Here is an 18,826-nt window from a genome sequence, read left to right on the forward strand (position 1 = left end):
AAATCAAAATTAAACTCTGATTAGCGGAAAATAACAGGTCATTTATTTCAGAATCCGCCCATCCAACCCCCTCTGGTTAGTATCTTTAACAGCTTGTTATTGCCCCGTGAGGAATGATAGAACCATACCTATAGCCGGATGCACGGGATGTAGATCCGGAATGGCACACGGAAATGAAACAATCCACTGATTAAGGGACGAATCAATGCATAAGTTGAGCAAAATCACAGTTGGCGCAGCGGTTTCTTTGGCTCTGTTTGGATCGATCTCCATCGCCCACGCGGCAGACACCATCAAGATAGGTATCGCAGGCCCGGTTACCGGCCCGGTTGCCCAGTACGGGGACATGCAGTTCACCGGCGGCAAGATGGCGGTCGAGCAGATCAACAAGGCTGGCGGCATCAATGGCAAGCAGATCGAAGCGGTCGTCTATGACGATGCCTGCGATCCCAAACAGGCGGTGGCCGTCGCGAACAAGGTGGTGAATGACGGCGTCAAGTTCGTGGTCGGCCACCTCTGCTCCGACAACACCCTGCCCGCCTCCGACATCTATGAAGACGAGGGGATCCTGATGGTCACCCCTGCCTCCACCAACCCCAAGATCACCGAGCGCGGTTACCAGCTGACCCTGCGCACCATCGGCCTGGATAGCGATCAGGGCCCGACTGCCGCCAAGTACATCATCGAGCAGGTCAAACCCCAGCGCGTGGCCGTTATCCACGACAAGAAGCAGTACGGTGAAGGGATCGCCTCCAGCGTCAAAGCGGCGCTCGACAAGGCTGGCGTGAAAGTGGTGGCCTTTGAAGGGATCACCGCCGGTGACAAGGACTTCTCCGCCCTGATCGCCAAGCTGCAGAAAGAGAACGTCGATTTCGTCTACTACGGCGGCTATCACCCTGAGCTGGGCCTGATCCTGCGTCAGGCTGGCGAGAAGGGACTGAAAGCCAAGTTCATGGGCCCGGAAGGGGTGGGTAACAAGGATATCTCCGCCATCGGCGGCCCGGCTTCCGAAGGCCTGCTGGTGACCCTGCCGAACAAATACGATCTGGTGCCTGCCAACGCCCCGCTGGTGGCGGCGTTCAAGGCCAAGGGTCAGGACTCCTCCGGCCCGTTCGTCTGGACCACCTATGCCGCGGTGCAAACCCTGGCCGCCGGTATCGCCAAGGCGGGTGAAGATGACCCGGCCGCCGTTGCCGCCGCCATCAAGGCCGCACCGATCGATACCGTGATGGGCCCCCTGACCTGGGCACCGAACGGTGACCTGAAAGGCTTCGAATTCGGTGTGTTCCAGTGGCACGCTGACGGTACTTCCAGCCAAGTCAAATAATCTGCCGATCGGGGGTGAGTACACTCACCCCCTCCTCTCTTTGCGGGCAAGTACAGGGAACGCAGTATGTCCGAACACCTCCTCTATCTGGTTCAGCAACTGCTGAACGGATTAACCATAGGCAGCACCTATGCGTTGATCGCCATTGGCTACACCATGGTCTATGGCATCATCGGCATGATCAACTTCGCCCACGGCGAGGTGTACATGATCGGCTCCTATGTCGCTTTTATGGTGATGGCGGGGCTCATGATGATGGGCATCGACAGCACCTTTCTACTGCTGGGGGGCGCCTTCCTGGTCAGTATTATCATCACCGGCACCTATGGCTGGAGCATCGAGCGGGTCGCCTACCGGCCGCTGCGCGGCGGCAACCGGCTGATCCCCCTCATCTCCGCCATCGGTATGTCGATCTTCCTTCAGAACATGATGCGGATGGCACAGGGCTCGCGGGATATCGCCATGCCCAGCCTGATCTCCGGTGGCTGGACCCTGGGGGGGGAGGATGGTTTTCAGGCCAGCCTCTCCTATATGCAGCTGATTATCTTCGTGGTGACTTTCATCACCATGCTGGCGCTGACCCAGTTCATCGGCCGCTCCCGCATGGGTCGCGCCTGCCGCGCCTGTTCGGAAGATATCAAGATGGCCAACCTGTTAGGGATAGACACCCACGTGGTCATCTCCATCACCTTCGTGCTGGGAGCCGCGCTGGCCGCCATCGCCGGGGTGCTGCTCGGCATGTATTACGGCGTCATCAACCCCTACCTCGGCTTTATGGCCGGTCTGAAGGCCTTCACTGCCGCTGTATTGGGCGGTATCGGCAGCATTCCGGGCGCCGTACTGGGCGGCCTGCTGCTCGGTGTGGTTGAAGCCCTCACCGCCGGTTATCTCAGCACCGAGTACAAGGATGTGATGGCGTTTGCCCTGCTCATTTTTGTGCTGCTCTTTATGCCTACTGGCATCCTGGGTCGTCCGGAAGTGGAGAAAGTGTGATGAAACATCAATTTATCCACGCCTGTATCGCCAGCCTGCTGCTGCTGGTGCTCTCTTTCTGGCTGCTCGGCTTCAAGCTGGAGACCGATGGCTCCAGCCTGCAGGTAGTGAGCCGCCTCGATGTGTCGCTGGCCTGGCTGCTGGGGGGAGCCACCCTTGTTTTCTGGTTCCAGATGCTGCGCGGCCAGATCGCCAAGCTGTTTCAGGCCTCCATCAGCGGCTTCTCGGTCGGCTTCACCAAGCTGGTGCTGCCGAGCCCGGAAGAGGCGCCCAAGCTCTATAACCTCACCGCCGTGCTGGTGCTGCTGTTCGCGGTGAGCTGGCCCTTTATGGCTTCTCGCGGCGCCATCGATCTCGCCACCCTCACCCTGATTTACATCATGCTGGGGCTGGGGCTGAACGTGGTGGTCGGCCTCGCCGGCCTGCTCGATCTCGGCTATGTCGGCTTCTACGCGGTCGGCGCCTATAGCTATGCCCTGCTCAACACCTACTTCGGACTGAGCTTCTGGGAGTGCCTGCCCATCGCCGGGCTGATGGCCGCTACCTTCGGCTTTCTGCTCGGTTTCCCGGTGCTGCGGCTGCGGGGGGACTATCTGGCCATCGTCACCCTGGGTTTTGGCGAGATCATCCGCATCCTGCTCAACAACATGACCACCCTGACCGGTGGCCCGAACGGCATATCCGGCATTCCCAAGCCGACGCTGGGGGGTCTGGAGTTCAACCGCACCGTCAAGGATGGCGGCTTTGATACCTTCCACAACTTCTTCGGCATTACCTACAACGCCAACCACAAGGTGATCTTCCTCTACCTGATGGCGCTGGTGCTGGTGGTGGTGACCCTGTTCGTCATCAACCGCCTGCTGCGCATGCCCCTTGGCCGCGCCTGGGAAGCGCTGCGGGAGGACGAAATCGCCTGCAAATCGCTGGGGCTCAACCCCACCATCATCAAGCTGACCGCCTTCACCATAGGCGCCACCTTTGCCGGTTTCGCAGGCAGCTTCTTTGCCTCCCGGCAGGGCTTTATCAGCCCGGAATCCTTCGTCTTTATCGAGTCGGCCATTGTGCTGGCGATTGTGGTGCTGGGTGGTATGGGCTCCCAGATCGGGGTGGTGCTGGCCGCTATCGTGATGACGGTTCTGCCGGAGCTGGCCCGCGAATTCAACGAGTACCGCATGCTGATGTTCGGCCTCTTGATGGTGTTCATGATGATCTGGCGGCCACAGGGATTGCTGCCGATGACCCGTCCGCATCTGGAGTTGAAGAAATGAGTACACATCAGAAGTTAATGGAAGTCTCTGATTTGTCGATGCGCTTCGGGGGCCTGCTGGCCGTCAACGGGGTCAAGCTGGATATCGACAAGGGTGAGGTGATCTCCATCATCGGCCCCAACGGCGCAGGCAAGACCACCATCTTCAACTGCCTGACCGGCTTCTACAGCCCGAGCGGCGGCACCATCCGCTACAAGGGTGAGGAGATCCAGGGGCTGCCCGGCCACCTCATCGCCCGCAAGGGGATTGTGCGTACCTTCCAGCACGTGCGGCTGTTCAAGGAGATGACAGCGGTGGAGAACCTGCTGGTTGCCCAGCACCAGCACCTCAACACCAGCTTTATCGCCGGTCTGTTCAAGACCCCGGCCTTCCGCCGTGCCGAGCAGGAGGGGCTGGAGCGGGCCGCCTTCTGGCTGGATAAAGTGGGGCTCAAGGATCTTGCCAACCGCGCCGCCGGCAACCTGGCCTACGGTCAGCAGCGCCGCCTCGAGATCGCCCGCTGCATGGCGACCCGTCCCGAGCTGCTGATGCTGGATGAACCGGCCGCCGGCCTCAACCCGAAGGAGACCGACGAGCTGGATGAGCTGATCATGAGCCTGCGGGACGAGTTCGGGGTCTCGGTGCTGCTGATCGAGCACGATATGAAGCTGGTGATGGGCATCTCCAACCGTATCTTCGTGGTCAGCCAGGGCACCCCGCTGGCCCATGGCAAGCCGGATGAGATCCGTAACAACCCGGCAGTGATCAAGGCCTATCTGGGCGAATCGTAGGACCCAAGGAGTCACGATGTTAGAACTTCGCAACGTATCGACCCACTACGGCAAAATTCAGGCGCTGCACGATGTCAGCGTCGAGGTGAAAGAGGGTGAAATCGTCACCCTGATCGGTGCCAACGGCGCTGGCAAAACCACCCTGCTGATGACCCTCTGCGGCGAACCCAAGCCCAGCAGCGGCTCCATCTTGTTTGAGGGGGAACAGATCAGCTCCCTCACCACCGCCCGCATCATGCGCAAGGATATCGCCGTGGTGCCGGAGGGGCGCCGCATCTTCGCCCGCCTGACGGTGGAGGAGAACCTGCTGATGGGTGCCTTCTTCGTCGACAAGGCCGAGCAGCATGGCCTGCTGGATCAGGTATTCACCCTGTTCCCGCGGCTGCACGAACGGCTGGAGCAGCGGGCAGGCACCATGTCCGGCGGCGAGCAGCAGATGCTGGCCATCGGCCGCGCCCTGATGAGCAAACCGCGCCTGCTGCTGCTGGATGAACCCTCGCTGGGGCTGGCCCCCATCGTCATCCAGCAGATCTTCGACACCATTGAGCAGCTGCGCCAGAAGGGGATGACCATCTTTCTGGTGGAGCAAAACGCCAACCAGGCGCTCAAGCTGGCCGACCGCGGCTATGTGCTGGAGAACGGCCACGTGGTGCTGCAAGACACGGGCGCCGCCCTGCTGGCCAACCCGGCGGTACGGCAAGCCTATCTCGGCGGCTGACCCATGAGCAGGACAAACACAACGCCGGATCACCACAGTTTCTGGCACGATCCGGCGCTGCCTTTCATTGAAGCGCGGGCAGTGCAGGATGGCCGCTACGTCTGTTATGACAAGCACAGCCACCCCCACTTCTCCATCGGAGCCATCACTGGCGGCTACAGCCATTACCTCAACCAGCGCAGCCAGCAAGAAGTCGGCCGCGGCAGTCTGGTGCTGATGAACCCAGAAGAGGTGCACGCTTGCAATCCCATTGCCAACCAGCCCTGGTCCTATCTGATGTTCTACATCGACAACCTCTGGTTGCAGCGCCAACAGGAAGAAGCGGGGTTGGGCGATGCGTTTCGTCCCTTCGACATGACCGCAAGCCGGGATCCCCTGCTCTACCAGGGACTGTGCCGGCTCCATCGACAGCTGTCGCAGGAGTCAGAGCCGCTCGCGCGCGAGGTGGCCTGCCACCAGTTCAGTCGCCAGCTGCTGACCAGGCTCACTCCGGCCGGCTGGGACGATCGGCCGCCGCAGCACCTGCAGCGGGCCGCCGAACTGATGCAGGACGACTGCGCCAGCGCCCTCACCCTGGCCCAGCTAAGCGCAGTGGCCGGGCTCACCCCCTCCCACTTCGTGCGCAGCTTCAACCGACATTACGGCATGACACCCCATGCCTACCTGCTTGATCAGCGCATCCGCCATGCTCGCACCCTGCTCAGGTCGGGAGTGCCGCTGGCGGAGGTGGCACTGGCCAGCGGTTTTGCCGATCAGGCCCACTTCCAGCGCCAGTTCAAACGACGGGTGGCCGCCACCCCAGGCCAGTACAGAGCACAACTTGCCATTCAGGACGAGCGCATCAGATAAGTGGCGCTGAGCAACAGCAACAGCGCCATCGCCCGGTTGAACCAGCGCAACCGGTGGGGAGAGATCAGCCATACCTGCAATCGACTGCCCGCATAGGCCCAGCAGGCGATGGAGCCGAGGCAGATCACCAGATAGATGCTGGCAAAGAGGGCAATCTGACCCATCCCCCCCGCGACCCCATAGGCCCCCATCCCCATACTGGCGGCCAGCCAAGCCTTGGGATTAAGCCACTGCATCAAGGCCCCATACCAGAAGGATGGAGCCACCCCGTCGACCCCTTCCACCCGGCAGCTGTCCACCAGCAGCTGCCAGGCCATCCAGCCGAGAAAGATCACCCCGGCCCAGCGCAGTGCATCCGCCGCCAGCGGCCATTGCAGCAGGGTGGCGCCCAACCCCAGCCCCATCAACAGCAGCAACAGAATGAACCCCAGGGTGGCCCCGACAACATGGCGCAAGCTGGCCGCAAAACCGTGACTGGCGCCACTGCCGAGGGCGACCAGGTTGACCGGCCCTGGGGTAATAGACATGGCCAGGGCAAACCCAGCCATAGATAACAGCAGACTCGTCTCCATAAATAGCGCTCGTATCAGCAAAAGGAGCCCCCAGCCTAGCTGGCCCCCCGCCCCGGGTATTGAAGGAAATTGCGATCGGCCGCAGCAATAACCGTACACATTGCGGGCTTAGCTCCAGCATCGGCTTGCGGTACACTGGCCCGTAATCAACCTATTCGCAGGACATCCCGATGGACCAGTTTGCCCATATCAATGCCCATGATGCCCACCAGAAACTGAGCGCGGGTGAAGCCCGTCTGGTGGATATTCGCGACCCGCAGTCCTTTGAAGCGGCCCACGCGGTCGGCGCCTTCCACCTCACCAACGGCACGCTGGTGCGCTTTATGAATGAAGTGGATTTCGATACCCCGGTCATCGTGATGTGCTACCACGGCAACAGCAGTCAGGGGGCGGCCCAATACCTGCTGCAACAGGGTTATGACGAGGTCTACAGTCTGGATGGCGGCTTCGAAGCGTGGCGCCGGGAGTTTCCCATCGAGGCAGGCGAGGCATGATCCAGCTGCTGGTGCTCGACAACGCCCGCATGGCGCAGGCGCTGGTGGACTATCTGGCGACCCTGGGCATCTCCTGCGAGCTGACCCAGTCCGAGCTGGGGGTCACCATCTGGCTGGCGGACGAGCTACGCCTTGCCCAGGCCCAGCTGGAGGTGAAGCGCTTTCTGGCCGAGCCGGGCCACCCGCGCTACATGGAGGCCTCCTGGCAATCCGGCCGCGCCGATGCCCGCATCGACTACAGCAAGGGGATGACGGATCCCATCACCGACTTCCTCCATCAGGCAGGGCCACTGACGCTGGTGGTCATCATCGCCTGTCTCGCCATCTACGGGATCGAGGCCATCGGCCTGCCCATTTTTGATCAACTGGCATTCCACCCGACGCTGGCCCAGTTCACCGACTGGCAGGCATGGCGCTATTTCACCCCCGCCCTGATCCACTTCTCGGTGCTCCATCTGGTGTTCAACTTGCTCTGGTGGTGGTATCTGGGAGGCCAGATCGAGCAGCGCCTCGGCAGCGGCAAGCTGCTGATCCTGCTGCTGGTGGGCGCCGCCCTGCCCAATATCGCCGAGTTTTTTGCCAGCGGCCCGCTGTTTGGCGGCCTCTCCGGCGTGGTCTATGCCCTGCTCGGCTACTGCTGGCTGCGCAGCAAGCTGCAACCCGCCTGTGGCCTCACTCTGCCACCGGCATTGATGGGTTTTATGCTGTTCTGGATGGTGCTCGGCTTCTTCGACATGCTCGGCACCAGCACCGCCAATATCGCCCACCTGACCGGCCTGCTGGTCGGCCTGCTGCAAGGCTGGCTGGATCGCAACCACCAGCCGGGCTGATTTTTCAGCAGCCGCAGAAACGAGAACGCCGCCCCGAAGGGCGGCGTTTTTTTACGCGATGGGCAGTTACTGCTTGATCAGGGTGTCGTCAGTCACCTTGACCGCCGCACCGCCACTCATAAAGAAGCTGGCGAACTGGGTCTGGATCTCGGTGGTGACCGCGCCAGCCTGATCGAAGTTCTCGTCAGGAGCCAGCAGCGAGCTATGGCCCCCTTTCAGGAAGCGCGCAGCATGGTGACCCGCCGGGAGCACGCCGGACCCCTTCAGCTCTTGCAAACCCAGCACCCGGAACAGCGGCTCGGTGCCACCCAACGGTGCAGAGGCGATGCTGTTGGGGATCACCTGATCCGGCAGATTGAGGGCGCCATCACCCACAATTTCGGTGGCGAACAGCGGGAAGCTCTTGGCGACGCCACTGCCCAGATTGATCGGATCCGCAGAGTCCAGCACTGACTGGGCGGCAAAGGTATAGCTCTGCAAGGTGCTCGCCGCACCCGCCTGCGTGGCCGCATCCAGACTGGGCAGGAACTCGTTGACGAAGCAAGTGGCGGCAGCCGTTTTGCAATTCGGTGCATAGGCGGTAAAGCCCGCTTTCAGCGCCGGACTGCCCGAGGTAAGCACGCTCATCTTGATGGTCGGCCCGAAGCTCGGCGAGTTGAGCAACAGCGGCGCGATGCCGCCACCCGGCATCGCCAGACCACCGGTATCGAACTTGAACAGGGCATCAGCCTGAGCACTGCCGGTGGTCTGATTGGCGACAGCCAGCAGATTGGCCCCGGTAATGGCACCGAGTGAGTGACCGAGGAAGTGAACTTTCAGACCGGCACCACCCAATTGGCCACCCAATCCCTGGGTATTGGCCAGACCGACAGCCAGGCGAAGGCCAAGCAGATCGGCCACGCTCTGCTTCAGGTTGTCCCGCGCCACCGTCAGATAGCCCAGATTCAGGTAGGGAGTCGGGTTCTCGGAGGTGGTGACGGTATCCATGCTGCCGCTCAGGCCGTAGCCACGTTCGCCGTGCAGCGGGTGATCGATCACCACCACAGCAACCACCTTGTTCACTGATGGGTCTAACCCGGCACCTATCTGGCCCAGCGCCAGCGCATAGGCGTTCTCCTTGATGGAGGTGACGCCGTGCTGATAGATGATCACATCAGTGACAGTGCTCAAGTTGGTCGTCGGTGCGAAGATCCGCAGCGGTACCGATTGTACTTCGCTCAGGGTCGGCAACGGGTTGAAACGGCCGATATTGCGCTCGGCATCCAGCGGCTTGCCACCGGAGGTGAGAGTCACCCCGATCAGCTTGCTTGCCTCGGTCAGCAGTTCACTCTGACGGCTCGGGTCGGCGATCAGCTCACCCAGCAATGCCGGGTCCACGCCCGCCCCGACCAGTCCACCGATCACCTCGCTATCGCCCGCTTTCAGCGCGTTGGCGATGGCATAGAGGCTTGGAATGGCGCCGTGCCAGGATTGGGTCTTGGCCTTGTCCCAGGAGCCGGCTATCGCCGGGGTAGAGAGGAAGTAAGGGAGTTTGACGGTACCGGTATACACCTTGGTTAGCTGGGCAACCCCGTTAAGCGGCGTACCAACACCAAAGGCGGCTGTCAGTGCATCTTTCTGATCCTGCGGCAAGAATGGCTCATTTGCCAGCTGGGTCAGAAAATCCACCCCGCCATTAAGACCGTTAATGGTATAGGTTGCTGGCAGGCTGGTGTTGCCCTTGGCATCCTGTTTCCACAGCACCGCGGCGTCCAGGCTCGGGCTCTTCAGCACCGAAGCAGCGGCACTTTTCACTGCCAGCAGCACATCGGCACCAGATTGGGTGGCAAACCAGTCGGAGAAGATCACCCGATCGCTGGTGATCCCGGTGGCCGCTTTGAACAGACCTTCCTGCAGCGAGATCAGGCCGTTGATGGTCTGCTCCTGAGTAGTTGCGCCAGCTGTCGATTTGAAGCTGCTGTAATCGCCGCCCGCCTTGAGCGGTGTACCACGACTGTCCTTGAGGGCATCGGTCGCCACGATCATGTAGTAAGAAGAGGGATTGAGCGGCTTGAGCGGAACCAGATTGAGCTTGCCGTCCCCGCCAGTGACCACAAAGTCGGTCCCATAAACCAGTGGCTTGCCGCCCTTGACTCCGTTGGGTTGCAGAGTGACCGGATCCAGCGTGAGCTCGAGCAGGTAGAGGGGCGCAACGGCAGAAGTATACTCGCTGGCCGCCGGTGCCGGCACTGAGACACCGGTCACGGTCGCCGGTACCAGCTGGACGGGTTGGGTGGTTGACCAGCCATCCAGGGTGGAGAGGGCAGATACTGGGTTCGACAGATCAGCCGTTTCTGTCGAAAACTTCAGGGTACCGTCGCTGGCACGGGGGGCCAGCACGCTCGGGCGCACCCCGTTGGCACCACTCAGGACGTAGTCGAGGGAGCTGGTGGTGTCTCCCTTGTTATCATCTCCACCACATCCGGCCAGCAGGGCGCTGACAACAGCTGCATAAATTAGCTTCTTCTTCATTTTTTATTCTCTTTTTATAAGGTTGTTATCCATCACAAGCCAACGGGGTCATCACGACCTCGACTGCAAAACGTTAACATAAAACCAACACCAAATAAGACTCATGCCGGACAGTTCTGGCTCAGCTTTGTGGTGCATGTCATGGTTTCAGGTTAACAAAGGGGCGCAAGGGTAGCAGTTGTAGCCCCATCACCAGACCCGACCAGCCAGCAGGCACCATCACGACTAAAAAGCCGCCGCGATCTCGGTAAAGTGAGGGAATTGTCGGTAGAATGTCCGCCAACGCTTAAGGAGGACATCATGATCGACCCGAAGAAACTGGAAGAGATCGCCAAGCAGGTGCACAACTCCCTGCCGCCCGGCATTCGCAGCATGGGTGAAGAGGCCGAGAAGAAGATGCGTCAGGTACTGCAAGCCCAGCTGGGCAAGCTGGATCTGGTCAGCCGCGAAGAGTTCGACGTGCAGACCAAGGTGCTGCTGCGTACCCGTGAAAAACTGGCCGCCCTCGAAAGCAAGCTGGCTCAGCTCGAGCAGCAGCTCGGCGCCAAAGGCGAATAACGAAAACCCCAGCTCGGCTGGGGTTTTTGCTTTGAATTGAACCTGTAAAAAGCATCACACCTGAAGCAGATACCAGGCCCGCTTGCCGCGTGCCTTGGCCTCATACATGGCACGGTCGGCCACCTCCAATGCCTGCCGGAAGCTCAATGGCTCCTCCTCCCACAGGGCGATGCCGATACTCAGCCCCACCCGTTGCGGGCAACCGGGTTTGGGCACATAGCCGTGCATCCGGCTGATCAGGGCGTCAGCCAGTTGCGCCAGGCCATGGCTCGACACATCCCGGTGCAGATGCACCACAAACTCGTCGCCGCCGTAACGGCCACATAGCGCCGAGCCAGGCATAATAAGGCGCAGCCAGTCCGCCATCTGCTGCAACACCAGATCGCCGCAGGCGTGGCCCAGCTGGTCGTTGATCCCCTTGAAATCATCCAGATCGATAAAGAGCAGCGCCCCCGCTCCTTGCGGCTGCAGCTGGGCAAACGCCTTGCCAAACCCCTGCCGGTTGAGCAAGCCGGTCAGCGCGTCGCTGTTGGCACGCTCCGCCAATCGCTGCTCATAAGCCTTGCGCTGGGTGATATCGATATGGGAGCCCATGATCCGCAGCGGCTTGCCATCGCCATCCCGATCAACGACCCGGCCCCGATCCCACAGCCAGGTGATCTCCCCGGCCGGGCTGATGGTGCGGTATTCGGCTTCGTAGAAGGGGGTTTTGCCCTCAAGGTGAGCAAAGTAGTTGCCCATGGCATGGGCGCGATCGTCGGGATGGAGCTTGGCGCTCCACTGATCGAAATGAGGGGCCATGTCACCGGCCTGAAAGTTCTGCAGATTGAAGACCCGCAGCTCGCCGGTGGGAATGGTGCCCTGCCAGAGACAGATGCCGGTGCCATCGAGGGCGGCATTGAGCTTCTCCTGCAACAGGCCGTTTTCATGCTGCAAAGAAGCGATCTCTGCCTGCAAACGGGCCATTTCACCGCCATGAGGGGACGGGATCAGCGTTGCGACCCGCTCGATAGAGCCGGTCTCTCCCCTGTCATCCTCCGCAGAAGCCCTGCCCTCTTCACTCAACACTGCGCCTCCTTGTGCTTGCTCTATGGATGCTCTTGTCAATCCTCCACAAAGATGCCATCAGCTAGGCTCGATTAGTAGCCATTCATAGCCAAAATATTGAAAAATAATGGGATAACGCCGCGATAATCCAACCATTCGGTACGATCAGGTACTGCGGCAGCCACAAAAACAAAAGCCCCCGGCAAAACCGGGGGCTGCGTCATCCAAGCGGGGATCCCGTCAGATAAATTCGTAGGCGTCACCGAAGATGCGCTCCGGCTCGGCGCCGAGGATCTTGAACTCCTCACGCGCGGCCCCCGCCATCTCGAAACGGCCGGCGACATAGATGTCGTAGTCGTGGAGGCTGACGAAGTCATCCATGATCGCCTTGTGCACCAGCCCGCTCTTGCCGGTCCAGTCAGCCTCAGGCTCCTGCACCACCGGGATAAAGGTGAGCGGCGCATAGTCACGCTCCCACTGCTGCATCTGCTCCAGCTCATAGAGCCAGTGAGCCTGACGCACACCCCAGTAGAAGAACACCGGGCGCTTGCTGCCCGTGTCGATCAGGTACTCCAAAATGGAGCGGGCGTAAGAGAAACCGGTGCCGCCCGCCATCAGGATCAGCGGACGGGGGGATTCATCGCGCAGGAACGCCTTGCCAGCCGGCAATTCGACCTCGATCTCCCCCTGCTCGCGCATGCGGGCCAGCACCTGACCGGCGTAGGCGTTCTCGGGAGTGGCACCAATTTGCAGCTCCAGCACGCCCGGGCGGGTCGGCGAGTTGGCGATGGAGAAGGGGCGCTTGTCCGAATCGCTCATCACCACCAGCAGATACTGGCCCGGCTTGAAGCTGATCGCTTGCTGCGGCGTCAGGGCCACATGCCAGATGGTGTCGACATATTCGCGCAGTTCCTCTACGCGGCATTTGATACGTTGCATTCTTGTCCTTGTGGCGGGCTCGCTCGGCCCGCTTCGCTCATTGTTTCACTATGGAGTGACGACCAGCAGCCCTGGCCCCGTCAGTCGAGAATACTCAAATCAGTGCGGATCGCATCACTTTTTGCAGCAAAGCTGTCATGTTTGCCTCATCCGAGGATATTGAGCTCATCCCAGATGGCATCGACCTTCTGCTTCACCGCCTCATCCTGAACTATGGGCTGACCCCACTCCCGATTGGTCTCGCCCGGCCACTTGTTGGTGGCATCCAGCCCCATTTTGGAGCCGAGGCCGGAGACCGGCGAGGCGAAGTCCAGATAGTCGATCGGGGTGTGCTCGATCAAGGTGGTGTCCCGTGCCGGGTCCATCCGGGTGGTGATGGCCCAGATCACATCCTTCCAGTCGCGGGCGTTGACGTCGTCGTCACACACCACCACGAACTTGGTGTACATGAACTGGCGCAGGAAGGACCAGACCCCCAGCATCACCCGCTTGGCGTGGCCCGGGTAACGCTTCTTGATGGTCACCACCGCCATCCGGTAGGAGCACCCCTCCGGCGGCAGATAGAAGTCCACAATCTCGGGAAACTGCTTCTGCAGCAGCGGCACGAACACCTCGTTCAGCGCCAGACCCAGCACCGCCGGTTCATCGGGCGGACGGCCGGTGTAGGTGCTGTGATAGATGGCATCGCGCCGCTTGGTGATGTGGGTGATGGTGAAGACTGGGAACTCGTCCACCTCGTTGTAGTAACCGGTGTGGTCGCCATAGGGGCCTTCCGGCGCCATCTCACCCGGCTCCAGATACCCTTCCAGCACAATCTCGGCGCTGGCGGGTACCTCCAAATCGCAGCTGATGGCCTTGATCACTTCGGTACGGCTGCCGCGCAGCAGACCGGCAAAGGCATATTCGGAGAGAGTATCCGGCACCGGCGTCACCGCGCCGAGAATGGTCGCCGGATCGGCACCGAGCGCCACCACCACCGGGAATCGCTCACCGGGATGGGCCTCCTGCCACTCGCGAAAATCGATGGCACCGCCACGGTGATCCAGCCAGCGCATGATCAGCTTGTTTTTGGCGATCTTCTGCTGGCGATAGATGCCGAGGTTCTGGCGCTTCTTGTAGGGGCCGCGGGTGATGGTGAGGCCCCAGGTGACCAGCGGCGCCACATCGCCGGGCCAGCAGTGCTGGATCGGGATCTGGTCGAGATCGACCGCCTCTCCCTCCTGCACCACCTGCTGGCAGGGGGCGGAAGAGAGGCGCTTGGTCGGCATGTTGAGCACCTGCTTGAAGATCGGCAGCTTCTCCATCAGCTCCTTGAATCCCTTGGGCGGCTCGGGCTCCTTGAGATAGGAGAGCCAGACCCCGACCTGACGCAGAGCGCCCACATCGGGCTGGCCCATGCCCATGGCAACCCGATCCGGGGTACCGAACAGGTTGGTCAGCACCGGCATGGTGTAGCCTTTGGGATTTTCGAACAGCAGAGCCGGGCCACCCGCACGCAGGGTGCGATCGCTGATCTCGGTCATCTCCAGATAGGGATCTATCTCGCGGGTGATGCGCTTGAGTTGTCCGTTTTGTTCCAGCTGCGCGATGAAATCACGCAAATCCTTGTATTTCATGCAAGTTCCCAACCGGGTTCAGGAGGTCACGCATTATAACCCTGGCTGCCCATCGGGTGTACCCGAATCGGGTAGCAGACTCGGTGCAATGGGTGGCATGTCACGCTGGCCGAGGCGTCTGGCTAGCGCAGAGAGCAGCTGGGGCTCGTCCACCTCCATCAACAGACCGGCCACCAGCGCCCCGTATTGACGGTTGGAGAGTTCCGCCAGCAGGTATTTTTGGGCCTGCGGCGGCAAGGGGGAGAGCGCGCTCAGCTGACGCAGGGCGGCCCCCTTCAATCCCTCGTTGCCACTGGCGGCAATCAGCAGATCGCTGGCAGCACTGCCGTGATGGAAGCGGTTGATGGTAGAGAGTGCACGCAGCGCATCCTGATCTGCCGGCCGCCGCCACAGCATGCTATAGAGCGCCGGTTCCCCGGTGCGCTGCAACAGATGGAACAACAGATGATTGTCGGGCAGATAGATATTCTGGCTGGCCAGCGCTTGCGCCTCCCGCATCCAGATCGGTTGCGGCAAGGTATCGAGGGCCAGCAACAGGGCTTGCTGCTGCATGGCGAGATCGGGGTTACTGCTGTAGTAGATGGACTTTAGCTGGAAGCTGCCCTGGGCAAGCTGCTGCCGATAGCGCTGCATCAGTGATTGCAGCTGCCACTCCCCCAGCAACTGACGGGCCTGCGCGGCAAAATCATAGACAGGTTGCTGCACCAGAAAACCGTCGACCTGCTGCTCCATGAGCCACTCGGGGGCCTTGTCGGCCTGAGCCTCGACCCATTGTTGCAACGCAGGGGATGCAGGGGTGGTAGCTGGAATATCCCGCAGCAGCTGCAACAGCAGGAACTCCCGCCGCTCGCGACTCAGGGTCGCCAACAGGGAGTCGATGGCTGCAAATTGCCCCTCCTGCAGACGGCCCGCCAGATAGCGCTGGTGAGTCTGCAACGTCTCGGCTGCCACCGCGACCTGTGCACTTTGCGCGCAGGCTGGCATTGCACTCAGCAACCCCAGCAATAACCAGAAAACAGGCTTCATGACGTCTCCATCCATGTGACATCGGGATCTCATACTACTAGGGCGACCGGAAAACAGATAAACAAAAACCGCGACCAGGGCCGCGGTTTCGTCATTTTCTGACCGGACTTACTTCTGCTGGCGCCGCATGGCGTCAAAGAACTCGTCGTTGGTCTTGGTCATCGCCAGCTTGTCGATGAGGAATTCGATACCGTCGATCTCGCCCATCGGGTGGACAATCTTGCGCAGGATCCACATCTTCTGCAGCTCGTCACCTGAGGTGAGCAGCTCTTCTTTACGGGTGCCTGAGCGGGTGATGTCGATAGCCGGGTAGACACGCTTCTCGGCAATCTTGCGCGAGAGGTGCAGTTCCATGTTGCCGGTACCCTTGAACTCTTCGTAGATAACCTCATCCATCTTGGAACCGGTATCGATCAGCGCGGTGGCGATGATGGTCAGGCTGCCGCCCTCTTCAACATTACGCGCGGCGCCGAAGAAGCGCTTGGGACGGTGCAGGGCGTTGGCGTCCACACCACCGGTCAGTACCTTGCCGGATGACGGGATAACGGTGTTGTAGGCACGGGCCAGACGGGTGATGGAGTCCAGCAGGATCACTACGTCTTTCTTGTGCTCGACCAGACGCTTGGCCTTCTCGATCACCATTTCGGCAACCTGAACGTGACGGGAAGCAGGTTCGTCAAAGGTGGAAGCGATCACTTCACCTTTCACCATCCGCTGCATCTCGGTCACTTCTTCCGGACGCTCGTCGATCAGCAGAACGATCAGTTCACAGTCCGGGTGGTTGTAGGCGATGCTCTGGGCGATGTTCTGCAGCAGCATGGTCTTACCGGCCTTGGGCGGCGCCACGATCAGGCCACGCTGGCCTTTACCGATGGGGGAAGCCAGGTCCAGTACACGGGCGGTGATATCTTCGGTAGAGCCGTTACCCCGTTCCATACGCAGACGTTCGTTGGCATGCAGGGGGGTAAGGTTTTCAAACAGGATCTTGTTGCGGGAGTTTTCCGGGCGGTCGTAGTTGACCTCGTTGACCTTGAGCAGTGCGAAGTAGCGTTCGCCCTCTTTCGGTGGCCGGATCTTGCCGGAGATGGTATCGCCGGTACGCAGGTTGAAACGGCGGATCTGGCTCGGGGAGACGTAGATATCGTCAGGGCCTGCCAGATAGGAGCCGTCTGCACTGCGCAGGAAGCCGAAACCATCGGTCAGGATTTCCAGCACACCGTCGCCAAAGATATCTTCACCACCCTTGGCGTGCGCCTTGAGGATTGCAAAAATAATATCTTTCTTGTGCGCCCGAGCCAGATTTTCCAACCCCATGGATTCGCCAAGCTTGACCAGCTCGGACACAGGAGTGTTCTTTAATTCAGTCAGATTCATAGTGGTGAAAGTCTGTAAGCAAGGATTGAAATGAGGAGACAGTCTGCTGGATTGATGCTGATCGGATTTGATTGCCAGGCTGTGGTTAGCAAAGAGTCAGGCAAAAAGGTTAGCAAACGAGCGATAAACTAGCACCAATCGGGATGAGCGTCTAGGTGATAAAACACAAGGAGCGCATTATTGCAATGCGCTCCTCTTTAATTATTACAGGTTGCCGTCCAGGAACTCTTTCAGCTGAGTCTTGGACAGTGCACCGACCTTGGTCGCTGCCACTTCGCCATTCTTGAACAGCAAGAGGGTCGGGATACCACGAATGCCGTACTTGGGCGGAGTATCAGAGTTATGGTCGATGTTCAGTTTGGCTACGGTCACGCGACCTTCGTACTCTTGGGCAACTTCTTCCAGGATCGGGGCAATCATCTTGCACGGACCACACCACTCGGCCCAGAAGTCGACCAGAACGGCGCCATCGGCTTTGATTACATCTGCCTCGAAGCTGGCATCGCTCAGCTGAACAATCTTGTCACTCATCTCCAACTCCAGTCAGTAATTAAGGCTTTATTGACATATCAACAAAGGCAATAGTTGCCCTATTTGAAATGATCCTGTTTATTATTGCAAGCCTAACCTGATAACCTACCGCCATGAGCAAAACACACTTAACGACCGACAAATTCGCCCAAATGGGCCTCGAACCCGAAGTTCTGGCTGGTCTGGAATCAAAGGGATTTCACTATTGCACGCCCATCCAGGCACTGTCTCTGCCACTGCTGGTAGAAGGTCATGACCTCGCCGGTCAGGCCCAGACAGGAACCGGCAAGACCATTGCCTTCCTGGCCGCGACATTCAACTATTTGCTGACTCACCCGCTGACTAAGCCCCGTCTGGTTAATCAACCCAGAGCCATCATCATGGCACCCACCCGGGAACTGGCAGTACAGATCTATAACGATGCCGACAGCATCGCCGCTTCTACCGGCCTGAAACTCGGCCTCGCCTACGGTGGCGAAGGTTACGACAAGCAGCTGGCCGTGCTGGAGCAGGGCGTCGACATCCTGATCGGCACCACCGGCCGCATCATCGACTACTTCAAGTCCAAGGTGATCGATCTCGGCAACATTCAGGTCGTGGTTCTGGACGAAGCGGATCGCATGTTCGATCTGGGCTTCATCAAGGACATCCGCTTCCTGTTTCGCCGCATGCCGCCCGCGACCGAGCGTCTGAGCATGCTTTTCTCCGCCACCCTCTCCCTGCGTGTGCAGGAGTTGGCCTACGAACACATGAACCACCCGGAACATGTGCAGGTAGAGCCGGAGCAGATGACCGGCGTGCGGATCAAGGAGGAGCTGTTCTACCCCTCCAATGAAGACAAGATGTTGCTGCTGCTCTCCCTGATGGAAGAGGAGTGGCCGGAAAAAGCGATCGTCTTCGCCAACACCAAGCACGTCTGTGAAGACGTCCATGCCTGGCTGGAGAATGACGGCCACCGCGTCGGTCTGCTGACCGGTGATGTGCCGCAGAAAAAGCGGATGAAGATCCTCGAGGATTTCACCAAGGGTGCGCTCGATATTCTGGTCGCCACCGACGTGGCCGCCCGTGGTCTGCACATCCCTGACGTGACCCACGTCTTCAACTATGACCTGCCCGACGACGCCGAAGACTATGTACACCGTATCGGTCGTACCGGTCGTGCCGGCAAGAGCGGTCACTCCATCAGCCTGGCCTGTGAAGACTATGCCTTCAATCTGCCGGCCATCGAGGAGTACATCCACCACGCCATTCCGGTCAGCAAGTACGACCGTGAAGCGCTGCTGGATGACGTGACCCCGCCGAAACGGGTGTTCCGCAACCGTCAGCCGGTGAACCGCAACATGCGGGATCGTCAGGGCGGTGGCAACAGCAACAACCGTCGTCGTCCGCCGCGCAAGAGCTAA

General features: G+C 60.2%; 19 protein-coding genes. 10 read left to right on the forward strand and 9 right to left on the reverse strand.

The genetic code is table 11. The features are described from left to right. The first annotated feature begins 205 nt into the window (after window positions 1-205). The 6 genes from ACTG20_RS01255 to ACTG20_RS01280 all read left to right on the forward strand — a co-directional run bounded on the left by ACTG20_RS01255 (window position 206) and on the right by ACTG20_RS01280 (window position 5,925). On the forward strand, window positions 206-1,327 hold the full coding sequence (locus tag ACTG20_RS01255) for a branched-chain amino acid ABC transporter substrate-binding protein (RefSeq protein WP_005339442.1): 1,122 nt from the start codon (window positions 206-208) through the stop codon (window positions 1,325-1,327). Window positions 1,328-1,393: 66 nt separating this feature from the next. Then, window positions 1,394-2,320 (forward strand): high-affinity branched-chain amino acid ABC transporter permease LivH, encoded by a 927-nt coding sequence (livH, locus tag ACTG20_RS01260; RefSeq protein ID WP_194494582.1) that lies wholly within the window; start codon window positions 1,394-1,396, stop codon window positions 2,318-2,320. Then, on the forward strand, window positions 2,320-3,588 hold the full coding sequence (locus tag ACTG20_RS01265; protein WP_194494581.1) for a high-affinity branched-chain amino acid ABC transporter permease LivM: 1,269 nt from the start codon (window positions 2,320-2,322) through the stop codon (window positions 3,586-3,588). The genes livH and ACTG20_RS01265 overlap by 1 nt, the downstream gene beginning before the upstream one ends. Then, a complete protein-coding gene (gene livG / locus ACTG20_RS01270) occupies window positions 3,585-4,358 on the forward strand; it encodes a high-affinity branched-chain amino acid ABC transporter ATP-binding protein LivG (protein WP_005357323.1) in 774 nt (257 codons plus the stop codon). Before ACTG20_RS01265 ends, livG begins: the two co-directional genes overlap by 4 nt. A gap of 16 nt (window positions 4,359-4,374) precedes the next feature. Next, window positions 4,375-5,076: an ABC transporter ATP-binding protein gene (locus ACTG20_RS01275; protein WP_194494580.1), complete on the forward strand. Its 702-nt coding sequence runs from the start codon at window positions 4,375-4,377 to the stop codon at window positions 5,074-5,076. 3 nt (window positions 5,077-5,079) lie between these two features. Beyond that, the gene (locus tag ACTG20_RS01280) at window positions 5,080-5,925 is read left to right on the forward strand and encodes an AraC family transcriptional regulator (protein WP_194494579.1); all 846 of its coding nucleotides are present in this window, start codon (window positions 5,080-5,082) and stop codon (window positions 5,923-5,925) included. On the opposite strand, the gene ACTG20_RS01285 is transcribed toward ACTG20_RS01280, so the two are convergent. Further along, window positions 5,904-6,596, reverse strand: coding sequence for a LysE family translocator (locus ACTG20_RS01285; RefSeq protein WP_194494578.1), 693 nt, complete (start codon window positions 6,594-6,596; stop codon window positions 5,904-5,906). The two genes, ACTG20_RS01280 and ACTG20_RS01285, sit on opposite strands and share 22 nt — an antisense overlap. A 71-nt stretch (window positions 6,597-6,667) precedes the next feature. On the opposite strand from ACTG20_RS01285, the gene glpE reads away from it, so the two are divergent. Further along, complete coding sequence (gene glpE / locus ACTG20_RS01290; protein WP_005355913.1) at window positions 6,668-6,991, forward strand: thiosulfate sulfurtransferase GlpE; 324 nt, start codon at window positions 6,668-6,670, stop codon at window positions 6,989-6,991. Beyond that, the gene (gene glpG / locus ACTG20_RS01295) at window positions 6,988-7,821 is read left to right on the forward strand and encodes a rhomboid family intramembrane serine protease GlpG (protein WP_194494577.1); all 834 of its coding nucleotides are present in this window, start codon (window positions 6,988-6,990) and stop codon (window positions 7,819-7,821) included. Before glpE ends, glpG begins: the two co-directional genes overlap by 4 nt. Window positions 7,822-7,887: 66 nt before the next feature. On the opposite strand, the gene ACTG20_RS01300 is transcribed toward glpG, so the two are convergent. Beyond that, the gene (locus ACTG20_RS01300; protein ID WP_194494576.1) at window positions 7,888-10,332 is read right to left on the reverse strand and encodes a VolA/Pla-1 family phospholipase; all 2,445 of its coding nucleotides are present in this window, start codon (window positions 10,330-10,332) and stop codon (window positions 7,888-7,890) included. A 300-nt stretch (window positions 10,333-10,632) separates the two neighbouring features. On the opposite strand from ACTG20_RS01300, the gene ubiK reads away from it, so the two are divergent. Continuing rightward, entirely contained in the window at window positions 10,633-10,890 is a 258-nt protein-coding gene (ubiK, locus tag ACTG20_RS01305) for a ubiquinone biosynthesis accessory factor UbiK (protein ID WP_005339429.1), read from the forward strand. A gap of 54 nt (window positions 10,891-10,944) precedes the next feature. Here the strand turns inward: ubiK and ACTG20_RS01310 are convergent, their stop codons facing one another. The 7 genes from ACTG20_RS01310 to trxA all read right to left on the reverse strand — a co-directional run bounded on the left by ACTG20_RS01310 (window position 10,945) and on the right by trxA (window position 17,423). Next, window positions 10,945-11,958, reverse strand: coding sequence for a GGDEF domain-containing protein (locus ACTG20_RS01310; RefSeq protein WP_194494575.1), 1,014 nt, complete (start codon window positions 11,956-11,958; stop codon window positions 10,945-10,947). Window positions 11,959-12,029: 71 nt separating this feature from the next. Further along, window positions 12,030-12,161 (reverse strand): hypothetical protein, encoded by a 132-nt coding sequence (locus tag ACTG20_RS01315; RefSeq protein WP_257124013.1) that lies wholly within the window; start codon window positions 12,159-12,161, stop codon window positions 12,030-12,032. A 16-nt stretch (window positions 12,162-12,177) separates the two neighbouring features. Next, window positions 12,178-12,876, reverse strand: coding sequence for an NAD(P)H-flavin reductase (gene fre, locus ACTG20_RS01320; protein WP_005339423.1), 699 nt, complete (start codon window positions 12,874-12,876; stop codon window positions 12,178-12,180). Between the two features lie 146 nt (window positions 12,877-13,022). Beyond that, on the reverse strand, window positions 13,023-14,492 hold the full coding sequence (ubiD, locus tag ACTG20_RS01325) for a 4-hydroxy-3-polyprenylbenzoate decarboxylase (protein WP_005357294.1): 1,470 nt from the start codon (window positions 14,490-14,492) through the stop codon (window positions 13,023-13,025). A 33-nt stretch (window positions 14,493-14,525) separates the two neighbouring features. Further along, window positions 14,526-15,518: a hypothetical protein gene (locus tag ACTG20_RS01330; RefSeq protein WP_194494574.1), complete on the reverse strand. Its 993-nt coding sequence runs from the start codon at window positions 15,516-15,518 to the stop codon at window positions 14,526-14,528. A gap of 108 nt (window positions 15,519-15,626) precedes the next feature. Continuing rightward, window positions 15,627-16,892: a transcription termination factor Rho gene (gene rho, locus ACTG20_RS01335; protein ID WP_005339417.1), complete on the reverse strand. Its 1,266-nt coding sequence runs from the start codon at window positions 16,890-16,892 to the stop codon at window positions 15,627-15,629. Window positions 16,893-17,096: 204 nt separating this feature from the next. Then, complete coding sequence (trxA, locus tag ACTG20_RS01340; RefSeq protein ID WP_005339416.1) at window positions 17,097-17,423, reverse strand: thioredoxin TrxA; 327 nt, start codon at window positions 17,421-17,423, stop codon at window positions 17,097-17,099. A 113-nt stretch (window positions 17,424-17,536) separates the two neighbouring features. Between trxA and rhlB the strand changes: the two genes are divergently transcribed. Then, window positions 17,537-18,826 (forward strand): ATP-dependent RNA helicase RhlB, encoded by a 1,290-nt coding sequence (gene rhlB / locus ACTG20_RS01345; RefSeq protein WP_139444416.1) that lies wholly within the window; start codon window positions 17,537-17,539, stop codon window positions 18,824-18,826.

The organism is Aeromonas sp. 84A (assembly GCF_051919345.1).
Classification (GTDB): Bacteria; Pseudomonadota; Gammaproteobacteria; order Enterobacterales; family Aeromonadaceae; genus Aeromonas; species Aeromonas veronii.

What these genes read in the sequence shown, in the direction of transcription:
- ACTG20_RS01255 (WP_005339442.1), top strand. Translation starts at nt 206, where the DNA reads ATGCATAAGTTGAGCAAAATCACAGTTGGCGCAGCGGTTTCTTTGGCT.
- livH (WP_194494582.1), top strand. Translation starts at nt 1,394, where the DNA reads ATGTCCGAACACCTCCTCTATCTGGTTCAGCAACTGCTGAACGGATTA.
- ACTG20_RS01265 (WP_194494581.1), top strand. Translation starts at nt 2,320, where the DNA reads ATGAAACATCAATTTATCCACGCCTGTATCGCCAGCCTGCTGCTGCTG.
- livG (WP_005357323.1), top strand. Translation starts at nt 3,585, where the DNA reads ATGAGTACACATCAGAAGTTAATGGAAGTCTCTGATTTGTCGATGCGC.
- ACTG20_RS01275 (WP_194494580.1), top strand. Translation starts at nt 4,375, where the DNA reads ATGTTAGAACTTCGCAACGTATCGACCCACTACGGCAAAATTCAGGCG.
- ACTG20_RS01280 (WP_194494579.1), top strand. Translation starts at nt 5,080, where the DNA reads ATGAGCAGGACAAACACAACGCCGGATCACCACAGTTTCTGGCACGAT.
- glpE (WP_005355913.1), top strand. Translation starts at nt 6,668, where the DNA reads ATGGACCAGTTTGCCCATATCAATGCCCATGATGCCCACCAGAAACTG.
- glpG (WP_194494577.1), top strand. Translation starts at nt 6,988, where the DNA reads ATGATCCAGCTGCTGGTGCTCGACAACGCCCGCATGGCGCAGGCGCTG.
- ACTG20_RS01300 (WP_194494576.1), bottom strand. Translation starts at nt 10,332, where the DNA reads ATGAAGAAGAAGCTAATTTATGCAGCTGTTGTCAGCGCCCTGCTGGCC.
- ubiK (WP_005339429.1), top strand. Translation starts at nt 10,633, where the DNA reads ATGATCGACCCGAAGAAACTGGAAGAGATCGCCAAGCAGGTGCACAAC.
- ACTG20_RS01315 (WP_257124013.1), bottom strand. Translation starts at nt 12,161, where the DNA reads ATGACGCAGCCCCCGGTTTTGCCGGGGGCTTTTGTTTTTGTGGCTGCC.
- fre (WP_005339423.1), bottom strand. Translation starts at nt 12,876, where the DNA reads ATGCAACGTATCAAATGCCGCGTAGAGGAACTGCGCGAATATGTCGAC.
- ubiD (WP_005357294.1), bottom strand. Translation starts at nt 14,492, where the DNA reads ATGAAATACAAGGATTTGCGTGATTTCATCGCGCAGCTGGAACAAAAC.
- ACTG20_RS01330 (WP_194494574.1), bottom strand. Translation starts at nt 15,518, where the DNA reads ATGAAGCCTGTTTTCTGGTTATTGCTGGGGTTGCTGAGTGCAATGCCA.
- rho (WP_005339417.1), bottom strand. Translation starts at nt 16,892, where the DNA reads ATGAATCTGACTGAATTAAAGAACACTCCTGTGTCCGAGCTGGTCAAG.
- trxA (WP_005339416.1), bottom strand. Translation starts at nt 17,423, where the DNA reads ATGAGTGACAAGATTGTTCAGCTGAGCGATGCCAGCTTCGAGGCAGAT.
- rhlB (WP_139444416.1), top strand. Translation starts at nt 17,537, where the DNA reads ATGAGCAAAACACACTTAACGACCGACAAATTCGCCCAAATGGGCCTC.